Below are 16,671 nucleotides of genomic sequence, written 5' to 3'. Positions count from 1 at the left end.
TCGGACTTCTTTTGTTCCAGTATTCAATTAACCTTTAGCTGAGGATGATCAAATTAGCAACAATCTATGCGAAAAGAGCCTTTAACTCTCACCCACCTAAAGAGAACCGCAAGTCTCTCTTATTTTCTGCCCTGAAAAATTTTATAGGAAAGATGCTCCTGATATTTTCCCATGATGAGCAAATGCTGCTTGTAGTTTTCAATCAATTCAGGAGGCAGGTTCACAGAAGGCTGATAGTCATGCTGTGCCTGCTGCCACATCGGCTCCTCGCGAAATGTATGAAGGTGTGAGAATCCGCTGTTGAATAAGAGCTGTATCCAATCCTCTTGCTGCAGGACAGTATCCAACCCATAGGTATCCGCAATTTCCCGTTCACTATGAGCTGGCAGCCGATTCAGCAGGGTCAGTTCATTGGCAATCAGCACTCCATTCTTTTTAAGCACCCTGTGCATCTCTCTCAAAGCAGCAGGCTTTTTCACAAAGGCAAGCACTGATTCCGACAGAACAAGATCAAACTGATTATCTTCGTAGGGCATGTCTTCAACAGAGCCCCTGTGTATGTTCATCTGCAGCCCTCTGTCAGCCATTCTTTTTTCCGCCTTATCGGCCATCAGCGGATTGAGTTCAATACAGCTGACTTTTGCACCCCAGGTTTCAGCGATATAGGCAGCGGTCTCACCTGTTCCGCAGCCTGCATCAAGTATATTCATATCCTCCCGCAGCCCAAGTGTAGCCAGCATTTTCTTTGTTAAACGAAAACCTCCGGGATGGGCTCCGCTCACTCCAAAACTCGCTAAAAACGCCAAATAGCTCATATTCTTCCTCCATTTGTGTTTCTTCTATGGAAATTCTATGAGCTGAGACGGGAACTCATGCGTGCCCCATGGAGAAAGTGTGTTTAGACCATAAACAAGCTGTCTTCAATTTTCTTCATTTCATAAAAGTAGCTTCTTCGCTGCATGAGTTCTTGATAGCTGCCTTCTTCAATCAATTTGCCATTCTCCATGACCAGGATATGATCCATTTTTTCCAAACCTTGAAGCCTGTGGCTGACGAGAATCACAGTATCTTCTTCTGCTTCTTGAAAAATATGTTCAAACACCGCTCCTTCAGTTACGCTGTCGAGCGAGGAAGTTGGCTCATCCAGCAGCCACAATCTGCCTCCCTTTAAAAACGCCCGGGCAAGATCGAGCCGCTGCTTTTCTCCGCCTGACAGGTTATCACCTTTTTCCTCCAATATTGTATTCAGTGACACATATGAAAGCTCGGCTTTTTCAAGAGCGGACATCAGCTCCCTGTCACTGATGTTTTCTTTGGCTAGGAGCAGATTATCCCGGATGGTTCCGGAAAAGAAATGCCTTTCCTGCAGCAGCGGATTGGTTAATGTCCAGATGCTTTCCCGATCAATATCGGACAGAAGCTCCTCGTTCATAGAAATGCTGCCATCGTACTCATCATACATCTTCAAAATCAGCTGCAGCAGTGTTGACTTTCCAGACCCGCTCGGCCCGACAATCGCCGTTTTGGAACCTGCTGGTATACGAAATGAAATATTTTGAGCTGCAGGTCTTGCTTCACCATCATGGGTGAAGGATACGTTGTGAAAGGTAATCGATGGAGCTGAGTGACTTTCCAGCTGCTTGACACTTTCCTCTGTACGTTTCTCCGCTTGACCCTGCAGCCGGAACAATCTTTGCGAAGCCACCCTGTTATCTTCGTAGTGGGCGGGAAAAGCTGCCATGGGTCCGGTTGTTTCAAATACCGTTAAAGATATCATAACAAGCATGGCGAGATAAACACCGTTAAGCTCGCCGGCTGCTGTTAAAAAAGCCCCTGTCAGCAGCACCAGCCAGGTGATGACGGCTGCCGCCATGGTATTGACAGACTGACTGGACAGCACCTGGATGCGCTCTTTCTCCTGCTGTTGAATATAAGAACGTGACGCTGATTCTATCTCTTCTCCTGTTCCTTGAAGCTGCTGGTGAATTTTTAAGTCTCGATATCCGTAAAACAGTTCTGCCAGCTCTCCGGAGAGTTTTCCTCTAATTTGACGCATGTTTCTGCTCCCCATTTTCTGACGCCATGAAAATAAAAGCGGAATCAGCAGCCCTGTAAGCAGAAAACCTCCTAACAGCAGCAGTGCGATATATACCGAAAAGTAAAGTGTAAAAGCAATGGTGCTCAAAAACACAATCAGCATGACAAGAGGCGGATAAAAGATACGAAGAAAGAAGTTTTGCAAGCTTTCCACATCACCGACAATTCTCGCTAAAAGATCTCCGCTGTTGTATTTTTGCAGAATGGAAAATCCCTTCCCTTCAAGCTGCTGAAAAAAATGAACTCTCGCATTGCTCAGCATCGTAAATGTTGCCCTGTGGGAAATCAACCTTTCCATATAAAGAGCTGCAGCTTTCAGGATACTGAAAAATTTCAGCAGCGCAATACTGATCGTGAGGATATAAAGAGGCGGAGTAATTGCAGCTTTTGCTATCAAATAGCCGCTGTTGGCAAACAAGCTGACTGTCGCAAGCCCTGCAAGCACACCAAACAGCACGGACAGCAGGACATCCCTTTTTTCCTGCAGCAGCAGCCTGGTGATAATCAATAACTCCTTCATCCCGGTACACCTCCTCTTCGTAATTCAACCATTTTCGCATATTGAGGCACATTTGCGGTAAGCATTTCATGTGTGCCGGCAGCCACCAATTTGCTCTCGTCCAACAGCAGAATCTCATCAGCATCTATAATTGTGTGCAGCCGGTGCGCAACCGTAATGATGGTTGAGGAAGCAGCAAGCTCTGCAATCGATTTTTGGAGAATTTCTTCCGTTTTTAAATCAAGGCCTGTGGTCGGTTCATCAAAAAGAATCACAGCGGGCTTTTTCAGAAGTATTCTTGCCAGAGCAAGTCTCTGCTTTTCGCCCCCTGAAAGACCCCTCCCTGCTTCTCCGACTGATGTTGACAATCCGTTCGGCAGCTCTGCAATCAGCTCCTGAAGACCTGCCTTTACAGCTGCTAGCTCAATGTCCGCATCACTGGCTCTTCCTTTCATGCCCAAGGCAATATTGTCCTTTAAAGTGCCGGAGAAAAGATAAGGATCCTGCGACAGATAGCCAACAGCATTGAACCAGCTTTCTTCACTGTATTCTTTCTGATGCTTCCCATTGATCAGGATGCTTCCTTCCTGAGGAGAAATCAAGCCTGATAATAGATGAAGAAGAGTTGATTTTCCTGCACCGCTTCTCCCGACAATTGCTACCTTGCTGGCAGGATTTATACTTGCTGATACATCTCTGACTGCTTGTTCTTTTCCATTGTAGCTGTAAGAGATACCATTCAGCGTAATCAGCGGCGGCCGGGAAGCATCCAGTTCAGAGCTCCCCCAAATCTCAGCTGCTCCTTCCTTCTGCAGCACTTCTTCTATTTTTCCAGCTGCTCCCAAGCTTGATCGTCCGTTATGAAAGGAGCTTCCAAGCTGCTTCAGAACAGCATAAAATTCAGGAACCAGAATCAGTACAAAAAAAGCACTGAAAAAAGTGATATTTTCATAGATGACGAGTCTTAATCCCACTTCCAGTGCTACCGTTGCAATGCTCAGCATTGATACAAATTCAAGCATAAGTGTGGTCAGGAATGCCACTTTCAGGACTTCCATCGTCGAATCTCTGTAATGAAGGCTGCTGCTGCGAAGATCCTCCTTTTTTTCTTCTGTTTTTTTATACAGCATGATCGTTTTCAGCCCTTGAAGAATATCAAGAAAGCTTCCGGAAAAGTTTGAAAGCTTCTCCAGCTGTTCTTCTGACTTTTTCTGAGTGTTTTTTCCTATAATAATCATAAATACCGGTATAAATGGCGCCGTCAGCAGCACCAGCAAGCCTGACACCCAGTTGACTGCAAATATGCTGCAAAGCACAATCACGCTGATCGCAGAGGTAGCAATTCTTTGCGGTACATACTGGCTGAAGTAAGCGTCTGTCTCATCTACAGCATCCATCATCACACTAATTTCTTTCCCCGTGACAGAGCTTTCCGCAGCATAAGCAGGTTTCCTCAAATATGTGCTGAGAAGTGACTGCCGAAAACCCTTCTTTGCTTTTGCAGCAACTCTCATCCCCGTCCGTCCAAGCAGATCATTCGTCAGTACCCGAACAAGCATCACAGCCAAAAGCCAGCCCAAAGGCTGCAGAACGGAGGAAAAAGAGGCACTGTTCAAAAACACAGCTTCAACAATGGAAACAATCAGAAAAGCCTGTGCAATGATTGACCCTGCAATCAGGACAGAATATCCCCACATTGCATAATATTCATTTTTCTGCTGTTTCACTGCATTCTTCAACAGTTCCATCTTTCACTCTCCCTCATCAGTCATTTTCTATATCAAAATTGCCAAAGCCCGTCCATAAAAACAGCAGCAGTACTGAGCCAGCCAGCACAACCGCCGGCGCAATCATAATCAGAAACCAATTCATCGCATTACCCTCTTTCCCTCTTCATCTGTTTTTTAAAGCCCTAATATAGTCTGCATCGAATAAAAACAGCTTCAGCACAAGATACAGAGATGGAATCAACATAGCCAGCCCGGCTGCAAATACACTGATCAAGGCAAAAGCCATCGTTTCATTTGTAAAGCCGTCATAAATAGACAGGTAAGGATACAGCAAATATGGCAGATGTGCCGCTCCATATCCAAAGAACGCTGTTGCGAACTGAAGAGAAATCAATAAAAAGGCTGTACCATCATTTCTGCCGGTCATCATGAGTGCTAGTGCTGCGATAAACAGCAAAACTGAAAGTGCAAATACCCACCAAATGTCAACGAGCTTGCTGTAATGTTCGGGGTTATGATCTCTCAGCAGCAAAAAGACTATCACACCCATTGCAATTGTCGGCAAAGCCGATCTTAAGGCGTATCTTCTTAAAATGCTTGCAGAATCACTATCTTCCGCCCTTACAGCATAATAGGCAAGAAAGCTTCCGGAAATAAACAGCACACTGAAAATTGCCAGAAGAACAATGCTCCATGCGAGAGGGCTCGTGAATAACTTCACATAGTTAAGCACAACTAATTCCCCTTCAACAGTAATAAACCCTCCCAGTGCGATTGTCAGCACCGTACTTAAGGACGCTGGAATCAGCAGACCCGTTGCACCGTATAGAAATGTGTAAAATTTGCTCTCTCTTCCTCCATAAGCTGCAAAAGCATAATAAGATCCGCGGATTGCCAGCAGGATAATGGCGATGCTCCCTGGAACAAGCAGCGCAGTTCCGTAATAAAATGCCGCTTCAGGAAAGAAGGAAACAAGACCGACAATGAAAAAGACCAAAAACACATTGGTGATTTCCCATACCGGTGAGAGATACCGCTGAATGATTTTGTGAATGGTATGATCTGACTGATATCTTTTCGTGTAATAGCTGAAAAAACCTGCTCCAAAATCTATGGAAGCTGCAATGATATATACGTAGAGGAACACCCACAGAAAGGTGATTCCGGTCTGTTCAAAGCTCAACATCTCACTTCCTTTGCTTTAAAATCTGCTCAATATCATCATGTTGAAACATGCCCCGGAGTACCCTTATACACGTAAAACCAAGCACAATGTATAAAATCAGGAACAGCACCAGCATCAAGTCAACATGCTGAGAAACGGTTGCTGCTTCCTCCGTCGTCATCACGCCATAAATGATCCATGGCTGTCTTCCCACTTCGGAAAAGATCCAACCGGATTCAACTGCGAGAAGTGCCAGAGGTCCGCCAGCTAAAATTGCCATCAGCAGAGGCTTCTTAAACGCTGTCCATTTCATTCTCTGAGCCAGCAAATAAAGAAGTGACACTGCTGCCAGAAACATTCCAATGAATACCATGCCATCAAACAAGTAATGGATCCAGAGCGGAGGGAGATTTTCAGTTGGAAACTCATTGAGGCCCTTTACTTCCGTATCAATGGTTCCTCCAGCCAAAATGCTTAAAGCATAAGGAATTTCAATCGCATATTTCACTTCTCCGTCACTGTTCAATATACCGCCTACAATCAGTGGTGCTTCAGATTCTGTTTCAAAATGCCACTCAGCAGCAGCAAGCTTTTCGGGCTGATAGTAGTGCAGGTACTTTCCGGAAAAGTCACCGATCAAAATAGTGCCAATTGCAAAAATAACACCAGCCGTCATGGTAAGGTGAAGAGCCTTTTTATGGTATACAGATGTTCTGCCCTTCAGCAGATGAAAAGCTGCAATGGCAGCAAGCACAAATGCGGATGTGAGGTAGCTTGAAATGATGACATGTGAAATCTTGGTTGCCGTAGCAGGATTGAACATGGCTGCAAGAGGGTTCACATCTGTCAATACACCTTCCACCATTGAAAATCCGTAAGGGGCATTCATAAACGCATTAACGGTAGAGATGAAGAAAGCACTTGCTGTACTCCCAATAACAACTGGAATCAGAAGCAGAAAATGTGTGTACCTGCTTTTAAAACGGTCCCAGGTATACAAGTACAAACCTAGAAAAATCGCTTCAAAGAAAAACGCAAATACTTCCATAAACATAGGCAGGCCGATTGTATGCCCGGCGACTCTCATAAAGTTCGGCCACAGCAGACTCAACTGAAGCGCAATCGCCGTCCCTGTCACGACACCAACTGCCACAATCACAATAAAGCCTTTCGCCCACCTTCTTGCCATCAGGATATAGTGATCATCATTGCGCCTGATGCCAAGCCAGTGTGCAAGGGCTATCATCAAGGGAATGCCGACCCCAAGCGTTGCGAAAATCACATGAAACCCCAAGGTCAGGCCTGTTAACAACCGGCTGTACAAGACGGGATCATATTCCACCATGAAACTTCCTCCAATCATAAAAACACTGTAGAAAATGTATCTATAGTGAGTGTATGAAATCTTCATATTCAATGTCAAAGAAGATCATTTACTCTCATAAACGCCAACAAACCCTTATATACCAATGGTTTTAGCGGTTTTCTTATTTCGAGTTCATATGAACTTCAAAAAGAAGACAAAAAGCTGTGACAATTTGTCCAAATATTTATCACAAATTTGAAATAAATTTGGCAGATCAATCCAGGATTTGTATGATTTGCGAGAAACTGGTTTTACACGTGAAGCTGCATATGAAGTGAGTGATAAGGGGCATTTATAACGTTATCGGAACAATTTACATAGGATTGGAAGTGAAAACGCCATGTGAATGGGGCACTGCTTGCCTTCTCTCTCCAGAGCACTATCTCGCATGTGATACTGATTTGTTGGTGACTGCATCATCATTGCTATTAGTCTCACCCTTCCCTCTGTTTTTCCATCAGTTGTTTCTTTTGCATATTTATCTTTAAAATTTCCACTTCAACTCCTTTGTTTCTTCACAACAAAGAAGCCTTTCGGTTAGAAAGGCTCTCAACTTGCTGCAGGCGCGATGCTGATGATTTAACAGATTACATTGGTAATCAGCTGCAAATTCATGCTGTACGCTGAACGTCTATTCCGTAATTAAGCCATATACAGAGATATCCTTAATTCTTCTAGAAACGACCATTGAGACGACGTATGATAACAATATGAGGCCTCCACTGAGCAACATAATACCTGGCAAATGAATGATAAAGTTCAAACGCTTTACTCCGGCACTTGATAGTAAGATGGAGAGCATAGGATTGGTGAAATAATAGCCGAGCACACCCCCAATGGCCACTCCAGTCAAAATGACAGGCAGGAAACTGATAGAGATTTGATTCATGAGTTGAAACGTTGAATAGCCTATTGCTTTCATGACGCCTAACTCTTTCTTACGCTTAATAATCATCGTTTTGATAACGAGATACAATGTCATTACAACGACCAGAACAGTAATGAACAATATCATCAACATAACGGCAAACACTGCTGCTGTGTACATACCTGTTTGACTCACTATCGTTTCATCTAAATCTAATGTATCAACTAAATGATTTCCGTACTTACTTTGAAGATTCTTGATAAAGTCCTTGTTTGAAATACCATCCAGATAAATATAAAGTGACGTTCCTTTATATCCTGAATGTAATTGCTGAACTCCTTCCATTGTTAATGATGCGACCTGGCCTAGGTTACCCAATGATTGACTGAGTCCCGTTACCAAATATTTTTTTGTTTCACTCCCATATTCTACTTCCACCATATCTCCAATTCCTTTATGAATTCGGCTGGACACTACCCAGGAAATGGATATTTCATTTTCATGCTTGGGCTGGCGACCTTCATAAACTATATTATTTTTCAATTCGTTATAATTTTCAGTCACATGAGTATAAACAGTCTGACCATCTAATTTTGCTGTAATTAAATCAAATATATTCACTTCCCTAACATGGTCCATTTGTTTAATCTCGCTCATAAATTCTTGTGTATTGCTATCAGACTTAATGGCGAGCATCACATTGGCGGGCTCTGCGCCAAACAAGTTAACAAATGCGGTTTTATCCGAGGCGATGTTGTAATAAAGCACCATGGAAAAGACAGAAGCAAACGTTAACGAAAGGATGATGAAAAGAATCATTACATTTTGTCTTGCATTTGCCACCATCGATTTTATAGCAAGCAGAAAGTGAACACTCCCTTTTGTATTTTCTAGCGGGAAGTAATTTTTTTTAAAACTGTGAGTTTGAATTCCTCCGCGAAGAGCCCAAACAGGAAGGATTCTCTGTACACGAAAAGCAGATAGAAATGTAACAATTACAATACATATAACAACAAGGAAAACACTAACCAGATTTGTACTTATATCTAGATTTGTATTCCAAATCAACCCAGATAAAGAAGATATGATACCTCCGATGTAAGGCATCAGACCATATGACAAAGCAATCCCAAGGATACCTGCAATCAGGCCAATTAAGAGAAACTGCAGTAGAATTGATGAAAGAATTTGCTTGCTTGTATAGCCGATCGCTTTTAAAGTCCCAATGTTTTCCATACCATCTTCAATGCTATTTGAAATACGGTATCTAATAACAATGAGTGATACGAGGACGATGATGGCAGAAAAAGCTACTAATATAGTTGCCACAAGATTCACCGTTAAAATATTCACACTTTTTACCGTTTCAATATCCAATCCCCACATCTCTGAAGCTGTTTCACCTTCCATAGACTGTGGAAATTCCTTTGTAAAATCATTCAACAGCTCCGAAGATTGAGTGCTGTCCTCCATTATGGCAGATAAAATCAGCCCATATGATCGATTGTCTACAGTATCAGCTAATTTCTTGTAGGAAGACTCCGGCAGCATAAACTTCATAACTCCATTAGATGTTGTACCCATGATCGTCGTTTCCAAGAACCCGGCAATTATATAACTATAATCTTTTTCAAGATACGTAATCGTAAAATTATCACCTAATTCGTATCCCCCATTTGCATGAAAACTGTAAGGCACATAAATAATATCATCCGGACTTGTTGTACCCAGCGTTTCAATCAAGTGTAGCGGTCCTATACTACGAGCCTTCTCTGCATTAAAAATGTTAACGCTAGTCGTCAATTCACTGTCGCCAAAATGAAATTTAGCAATGTTCATTGTGATCATTTCTTCTGATTCTGTCTCTTTAACCCCAGAGTAGTTTATGAGAAATTCATCAAATTCGGATTGATAACTAGCTTGATTCATCATAATGGCGACATGGGGATCTCTCAATTCTTCAACTTTGTGATCAAAGAAAGTATTCATTCCATTTATGACCATCAAACCGGTATTGAGAAGTAACGCAGCAACCATTATGAATAAAAATAAAGAAACAGCAGCTGATTTATTTTTTCTAATGTTCGCCATAACCAACTTCATAATCACTTTACCACCCCATTTCTGCAAGGAAAATTCTAAGCTTTTCATGGCGCTCGATTGGATCATTCTCAGTGTAAGCACCCAGCTGCAAGTCACCGCAAATGACGCCATCTTTCAGATAGATAATTCTATTTCCTCGCAATGCAGTTTTCATATCATGAGTAACCAAGACAATACTCTGTCCATCGCGGTTAACATGTGTGAATACATCTAAAACATTATCACTAGCTAAGGAGTTTAAGGCACCTGTTGGTTCATCTGCAAATATTACTTTTGGATTGTTAATGATTGCTCTCACAATTCCAACCCGCTGAGCCTCACCGCCTGAAAGCTGAGTGGGAAATTTAGACCAAGCATTCTCATCGATCCCTATTTGTATTAATAAATCCTTTGCCAGCTTGACCAGTTCCCGCTTATTATTGTTTACTAACAGACCACTTGTAAGAATATTATCAAGTACGCTCATATTGTCTAATAAATAAATTTGCTGAAACACGAAACCGCAATTTTTCCTTCTAAATATTGCGAGTTGATCATTGTTTAATGCTGCAATATTTTCCCCTGCAAAATCAACGATACCCAACGTTGGTTTATCCATGCCGCTTATTGCATAGAGCAGTGTGGATTTTCCGGATCCTGAACTGCCCATTATGATGGTAAAATCCCCTTGAATTAGGTTCATATCTAAATTTTTTAATACATGCTGCTGTATTCCGCCACTTGAAAAGGTTTTGCAGAGCTTTTCCGTTTTAATAATTGTTTTTGTCATGTACCCATCTCCCTTTTGTTACTTCACTGTATAGAAAAAAGACTGTAAGAAGTTTACAGTCTTATCATACTAAATGAATTCTTATAGAATCTTTGTGCAATTCTTAAGGGATTCTTAATTATCAAGCAAGTTTAATTTTTAACACTACTGTAAACCCATCTTTTCGGTCGTAACAGTGAATCTGCCCACACATTTTTTCAATTAAATACTTTGATATATATAAACCAAGGCCTGAACCATTCTTTCCGCTGACATTTTTACCACGATAATATTTGTTGAACACCAAAGGTAATTCTTCTTCGCTCATTCCAGGTCCGTAGTCGATTATGTGGAGTTCAAGAAACCCCTGATGAATCTCAGACTGAATGGTAACTTTTGTTCCTGCATATTTATATGAATTACTGATAATATTGTCGATGACCTGCTGCATCCGCAGGGTATCCATTTCAATCATGCATTGTGGAATGGGGGCGCAGAGGATTTGCTGATCATAATTGACATGTTCGATCATGTTAACAAGGACCTCGCTCGATTCTTCGGTGACCGTGATCTTTAACTGCTCCAGTTCTTTCAACGTGGCGTGAAACATATCTGTGATAAGTAAGTCAATCTGCTCTGCTTTCGAGTATATCGTGTTCACTTGCCTAATCACCTTATCATCTTTTGTCTGTAAAAGCATTAATTCACTAACCGCTTTAATTGAAGCGACAGGCGTCTTGATATCATGACTAATTGCCGCTACAAGCTCTTTTTTACTCCGGTTAGATTCATACTCCCTTTTGCGTGCAGCATCAAGCTCTTCACGCAATAAATCGAAACTTTCCGTAAACGCACCAAAATAATTGTTTTTTTTCATGTTCAAAGGTATATTAAAATTGCCCCTGGCCACATTTGCGGCGATACCTTGAAGTTGCTCAAAGGGTTTTAATAACGTCCTGTGAAGATAAATCATATAGAACACACTCATAATCAATAACAAACCCAAGATGAAACTGATGGATAGAATCAATTCACTTTTCAATTTCTCCACGTTTTCCTGTTCTTGATTGCGGATAATTAATTTCCCTGCAACCTCATTATGATTCTTTAAATCAATAAATATATCTCTATTTTTAATGGATTCGTGATTATCAATATAAGGATTTTCTGGTGTTTGATATATTTCGTTTTCCATGACATCTATAATCGTGAAGGGTTGTTTCAGGTCTATGGTACGGAAGGTTTCTTCACTAATTTGTCCCCAATTATTTTCGGCAGTTTTTATTACATCATTTATAGCTGCAAGATCTACTTCTTCCATACTATTATTCCTTATCACTATAACAGACAGAAGAATACCAGTAATAAAAACTACTGTAATAGTAAAAATTATGAATTTCACTTTCATTTAAGTAACATCCTCAAGAACATAACCTGTTCCCCAAACGGTTTTGATGAATTGCGGGTCCTTCGCATTGCTCTCAACTTTTTCCCGCAGATGCCGAATATGTACATTCAGGGTTCCATCTCCAACAAAAGAATCTCCCCATACATTTTGAAACAATTCAGCTTTTGTGATGATCCGGTTTTTATTCTTCGTTAAATATGACAAAAGAGTTTATATTCCATTGTTGTAAGCTGAATATCAGCACCATTTACTCGTACTCGATGCAGCTGCGTGTCGATTTGAATTTGTCCAAATTCTAACACTTCCTCCTGTTTGCCGGAACTACTGCCAACTCTTTTAAGGACAGCTTTTACTTTTGCCAGTAAGATACTTAAAGTGTAAGGTTTTTGAATGTAATCGTCTCCACCTATGTTTAGAGCAATCAGCACATCATCATCACTGGAACGTGCACTGATGAATAGAATGGGAATCTGCGTTGATAAGCGCAATTTTTTACATAAATCAAAGCCAGAGGCATTTCCCAAGTTAATATCAAGAAGAATCAATGAAGGTTCATGAGCATCAACAAAACGTTCGCACTCATCTGCAGTTGTCACAAATGCCGTTGTAACTTCAAACATATTGAAATATTCACATGTTGTCTCAGCTAAAGCAATCTCATCATCAACAATTAAACATTCTACCTTCATAATGTTTCTCCTAGTAAAAAGACTTACTTACTTTCGTTTCAACTATTTAAAGTATACATGATATTCAAAACTAGCAGGAATGTTTTTTTGGAAATAAGTGCTATTTATTCAACTATAACGACATTATTGTTTTTTGTTTATATGGAACAGTATATTAATCTCGGCACGCAGAACCATTTATGGAAATCATCTTGTTCGAGTACTGTAATGAAAGGATCATTTATCATAATTTGCCGAGATGAATAGGGGTATAAGCATTTAGTCTGTAAATGAATAGAGTTATAACACCATTTTTCATATAATAGAAAAATAGAAAGTTAAATTAAAATGGGGTAGAGAAAATGATGAACATAAGATACTTAAAGGAACTCTTAGATGAGACCGAGGAAATGATGGTGATTGGAAAAACTGCTGAAATGGACGGAGTAATTTGTCATGTGATGGGCATTGTGCGTGAGGGGACAACCATGCGGCTTTTAGTATTGCAATATGATGAAGACTTTTGTAGAAGGCTTCAGGAGGCAGAAGCTGCGGCAGATCAACAGGATTTTCTGCAATATATGGACGAGAACGGTGAGGATTGCTTGTCCTGCCTTCCTGAAGTATCCGAGACTAACAGGATGAGATTGCTGTGTTCAAACTCAATTGAAGCGGCAAATCCTTTTCAGGGAGTAAGGAAGATATCCCTTGGGGAAAGTGAATTTGAAGTGAATTCTTGGAGCAGTCACCAGCTTAGTAGTCACGAATGGAAGTCAATACTGTTAATTTACGAGTTTCTGCATAGGGGCTGGCAGCCAGACGGTATTGATTTACAGAGTATAGAAAGTCTTTTTTTAGTAAGTATGGAGTTAGATGGTGAATATTCCGCCATTCCATTGTTCGGCGAAAATCCAACACTTCAGTTTATAATAGGACCCGAAAACAAATCTTTTCCAGTAGAACAACCTATTACATTGATAGTAGGTAATCACAGTCTCAACAAAATAAAGTTTCAAAATGGAGTAACCGGTCAAGAGCATTGGGCACACATAAACCGGGTCTACTTAATGGATGTTTGGGCAGAGATGGAAAAAGACCTCGCTAAACAGGAGTCTCATGTTCCGTTGAATCCAAAGCGGCTGACTTCAATGAAAGCAGCTCTTGAAAAGAGCCTTTTAAAAACATGTCCAAAAGGAATGTGCTACCCAGTCATTGAATACGAATGTGAGGAGTATCTCACTCTCCAATTTTTCACGAAAGCCTATTTAGATGCCGTGCCTGAAGATGATGGCAGCAACTCTGTGAACATTTCAATTCACCCTGATCTTCCTGCAGGCAAATCAGGAAGTAAGTTAAAGGCTGCAATGATTGAAGAACCGTTTCCTAAGGACACTGTTCGCATTGATGCTGAACTTCTCCTATATATACAGGACTTTACCAGCCGTGATGTTGTAATGAAGTAAGCACCAGCGAATGAATTACATTTGTGATTGTATTCGGCTGACATCGAAGACACTATTTTCTACCCGATACACACCTTTATTTCTAATAAAGGCGTGTATTTTTTTTCAAATTTACTTTTTGGTATCCTAAAAAGCTATTTGTAACTACTCTAAATTATTTTCTAAAACATATCCATTTTCCCAGGTACCTATAAGCAAATAATCATCATCTTCACTAAATTCCGCAAAACAAGGATATGGAACCCTTTCTGTAACAATAACCTGTAACCCTTGGAAGCGGATAATAAAGATCTGCTCACTATAAGTTACAATTATGAACTTACCATTAGCTGATTGATGAACATGAAGGAAATATCCAACAATTTGTTGCTCATTTTCAACTATAGATTTTTTGTTTAATATCATTTTAAAGTTTGAATCTACTATAACAAGATTTCTTTCTTTTATTACAATATATACTTGATGTATAGAATTGTAAATTAATGAATTCCAATATGAAAGTTCTGGATGGGTAGAAACTGTTATGACTGATCCATTAGTTTCCTCTTTAACCTTTAACAGCTTGTTTACACGCATATCAGAATCCTTATCAACCTGACTAATAGTAAAATAGTGAGAGTTTTCATCCAAAACATAATGGTGGTAATAAAGGATTGTATTTAAATCCTCAAAGGAAGTAAGAATTTGATATTTATTATCCTTGGCATTAATAAGAGCTAATTGTTTTCCATTTTTGGTTTGTACAGTGTCCAAGATAATAAACTCATCTTTAGTTAGACCAAAATCCCCTTCAATCATTTTATATGCTTTATTTGATTTGACTGTTTTAATTAAATCAAACTCTTCCGTGTTATACATATATATAGTGCCAGTAGTGTTTTTTATATAAAAGTAACCGTTATTTCTAGAGAATTTAATATATCCAGGATTTTTTTTAGAAAGTTCAAATGTTTTTTCCCATGAGTTTGTATCATATACAATAGTTTTGCTAGCCATTGTATGGCATAACAATCGATGCTTTCTTGATAATTTTACTTGAAAAGAAGGTTGAAGTTTTCTTATCTCTCTCATTCCAAACATATAACTCCTCCTAAAAAGTGACATCTTACTTTGTGCACTCAACAATGTCTTTAATGTCTCAAGTATTGTAAGTATATAAATACCTACATTTATAATAGACGGCGGGTTCGTCGTTGGGGAGTGGAGATCAGGACATTACATACTTACTTAATTTTCCAGGAAAATAAACGGAGGAAATTTTTGAAAAAATATATCAAAAGAGGTTAACATTTTTTTATAGAAGATCAGTAGTTTTGGAAATCTATGTAGCATTTCTTAATCGTTAATGTTACATTAAAACAGGTTTTATTCAATTTAAGATATCGTCAAAGCAGCTTCCCTTCTCATGGGATATTGATTAAGTCCCATTCGCTATCAAATTCACATAAGTTTAAACTGACCACTCTTTTTCGAAAATGCCAAATTCTTTTGCTGCAAAATGCATAGATTCTTCAACTGAGTCGAAAAGATAATCAGCTTGCACTTCCCAATCCTTGTCGCATAAAAATAGATAAAATCTATCGTCATTATCGTATTCCGCAATAGCTAACGCAGTAATCGGTACTTCCCTAGGTGAACCTTCTTCTTCTTCAAACACCATTAATAGTTTGGTAGTGTCATTCTTAGTGAACACTAAAACCTTTGCACCATCTAATTCAAGTGGCTTGCTCATAACAACCTCCTTAATAACTATGCAGATATCATATCATAGAGCAGTATTGTTTAAGAAAAGAGCAAAAAAAACAGCTGCATGATTTATCATTAAGACAACAACTGCTTCATTTGGTTTATGTTTATCATTGTTCTCAGTACAATGTGACTGCCCCTTCGTCCCTATATCTTTTCTTTTATAACCTCTAGGATGACATCATCTTTATTAACCCATTTTTGGTAAATACCTTTGTCTATACAATTCATACCAATACTTTCCCATACTTTATGATCACCAATCATGGTCACAATGGATATCATTTTATCTTTCTGTTCAACTACTTCAAATTCATACCCTCGATAGTGTGCTTTCTTCCTTTTATGATAAATTTGCCCAATTTCACTTAGTGTTACATATTTAACGTATATGGTTTGATTGTTTATTGATTTTTTTTCAAAACCATTTAATTCTTCTTTTGAATTTTCTGAAAGCAAAATAATACGCCCATCTTTCTTCATTTCTGCTGAATATTCATTTCCATTATATACTGCAAATTTGTTGTTTTTCATAGAACCTCCTTATCATTAATAGTTATGAAAAGGGCATATGGTTTATAAGGCTTATACGTTCTAATGAATTTCCATTTATACTTAAACCTTTCCCCATCTATTAAACTACAATATATCAAGAAGTTAATCTTCTAATTCCATGAGCGCTTGCTTAGCTATAGGCAACAGTTCATCCAGTTCAGACTTCGTAAATAATTCCTGGTTTTCTGGAATTTTCAAGAGTAATTCTGGAGATTTTTGTACAAAAGCCTTATTTATTTCTGCCTCTTCCTCCAC

General features: G+C 39.6%; 15 protein-coding genes. 1 reads left to right on the top strand and 14 read right to left on the bottom strand.

Annotated elements, in window-relative coordinates:
* Positions 1-119: 119 nt before the first annotated feature.
* The 11 genes from GJU40_RS15115 to GJU40_RS15075 form a co-directional block, all read right to left on the bottom strand.
* The gene (locus tag GJU40_RS15115) at positions 120-815 is read right to left on the bottom strand and encodes a class I SAM-dependent methyltransferase (protein WP_154308906.1); all 696 of its coding nucleotides are present in this window, start codon (positions 813-815) and stop codon (positions 120-122) included.
* Between the two features lie 83 nt (positions 816-898).
* The gene (gene cydC / locus GJU40_RS15110; protein ID WP_154308905.1) at positions 899-2,617 is read right to left on the bottom strand and encodes a thiol reductant ABC exporter subunit CydC; all 1,719 of its coding nucleotides are present in this window, start codon (positions 2,615-2,617) and stop codon (positions 899-901) included.
* Positions 2,614-4,344 (bottom strand): thiol reductant ABC exporter subunit CydD, encoded by a 1,731-nt coding sequence (cydD, locus tag GJU40_RS15105; protein ID WP_154308904.1) that lies wholly within the window; start codon positions 4,342-4,344, stop codon positions 2,614-2,616. Before cydD ends, cydC begins: the two co-directional genes overlap by 4 nt.
* Before the next feature lie 16 nt (positions 4,345-4,360).
* Positions 4,361-4,468: a cytochrome bd oxidase small subunit CydS family protein gene (cydS, locus tag GJU40_RS21570; RefSeq protein WP_425481230.1), complete on the bottom strand. Its 108-nt coding sequence runs from the start codon at positions 4,466-4,468 to the stop codon at positions 4,361-4,363.
* 21 nt (positions 4,469-4,489) lie between these two features.
* Positions 4,490-5,509 carry a cytochrome d ubiquinol oxidase subunit II gene (locus tag GJU40_RS15100; protein WP_154308933.1) on the bottom strand — a complete coding sequence of 340 codons (1,020 nt, stop codon included), beginning with the start codon at positions 5,507-5,509 and terminating at the stop codon, positions 4,490-4,492.
* Positions 5,510-5,513: 4 nt separating this feature from the next.
* Entirely contained in the window at positions 5,514-6,836 is a 1,323-nt protein-coding gene (locus GJU40_RS15095; RefSeq protein ID WP_154308903.1) for a cytochrome ubiquinol oxidase subunit I, read from the bottom strand.
* A 652-nt stretch (positions 6,837-7,488) separates the two neighbouring features.
* On the bottom strand, positions 7,489-9,828 hold the full coding sequence (locus GJU40_RS15090) for an ABC transporter permease (RefSeq protein WP_246188386.1): 2,340 nt from the start codon (positions 9,826-9,828) through the stop codon (positions 7,489-7,491).
* A gap of 7 nt (positions 9,829-9,835) precedes the next feature.
* Complete coding sequence (locus tag GJU40_RS15085; protein ID WP_154308901.1) at positions 9,836-10,597, bottom strand: ABC transporter ATP-binding protein; 762 nt, start codon at positions 10,595-10,597, stop codon at positions 9,836-9,838.
* A 121-nt stretch (positions 10,598-10,718) separates the two neighbouring features.
* Positions 10,719-11,984, bottom strand: a complete 1,266-nt coding sequence (locus GJU40_RS15080) for a HAMP domain-containing sensor histidine kinase (RefSeq protein ID WP_154308900.1) — start codon at positions 11,982-11,984, stop codon at positions 10,719-10,721.
* Positions 11,985-12,188, bottom strand: coding sequence for a winged helix-turn-helix domain-containing protein (locus tag GJU40_RS21060; protein ID WP_246188385.1), 204 nt, complete (start codon positions 12,186-12,188; stop codon positions 11,985-11,987).
* Positions 12,176-12,673 (bottom strand): response regulator transcription factor, encoded by a 498-nt coding sequence (locus tag GJU40_RS15075; protein ID WP_246188384.1) that lies wholly within the window; start codon positions 12,671-12,673, stop codon positions 12,176-12,178. Before GJU40_RS15075 ends, GJU40_RS21060 begins: the two co-directional genes overlap by 13 nt.
* 341 nt (positions 12,674-13,014) lie before the next feature.
* On the opposite strand from GJU40_RS15075, the gene GJU40_RS15070 reads away from it, so the two are divergent.
* The gene (locus GJU40_RS15070; RefSeq protein WP_154308899.1) at positions 13,015-14,115 is read left to right on the top strand and encodes a hypothetical protein; all 1,101 of its coding nucleotides are present in this window, start codon (positions 13,015-13,017) and stop codon (positions 14,113-14,115) included.
* Between the two features lie 144 nt (positions 14,116-14,259).
* Here the strand turns inward: GJU40_RS15070 and GJU40_RS15065 are convergent, their stop codons facing one another.
* The 3 genes from GJU40_RS15065 to GJU40_RS15055 form a co-directional block, all read right to left on the bottom strand.
* Positions 14,260-15,195 (bottom strand): hypothetical protein, encoded by a 936-nt coding sequence (locus GJU40_RS15065; protein ID WP_154308898.1) that lies wholly within the window; start codon positions 15,193-15,195, stop codon positions 14,260-14,262.
* 370 nt (positions 15,196-15,565) lie between these two features.
* Positions 15,566-15,847 carry a hypothetical protein gene (locus tag GJU40_RS15060; protein ID WP_154308897.1) on the bottom strand — a complete coding sequence of 94 codons (282 nt, stop codon included), beginning with the start codon at positions 15,845-15,847 and terminating at the stop codon, positions 15,566-15,568.
* Between the two features lie 161 nt (positions 15,848-16,008).
* Positions 16,009-16,395, bottom strand: a complete 387-nt coding sequence (locus GJU40_RS15055) for a hypothetical protein (RefSeq protein ID WP_154308896.1) — start codon at positions 16,393-16,395, stop codon at positions 16,009-16,011.
* Positions 16,396-16,671: the final 276 nt, after the last annotated feature.

Origin of the sequence: Metabacillus lacus (assembly GCF_009674805.1) — a bacterium.
In the GTDB taxonomy this organism is placed as follows: Bacteria; Bacillota; Bacilli; order Bacillales; family Bacillaceae; genus Metabacillus_C; species Metabacillus_C lacus.
Note: the sequence above shows the minus strand (reverse complement) of the source record. Positions and strands in the feature narration are given on the sequence as shown.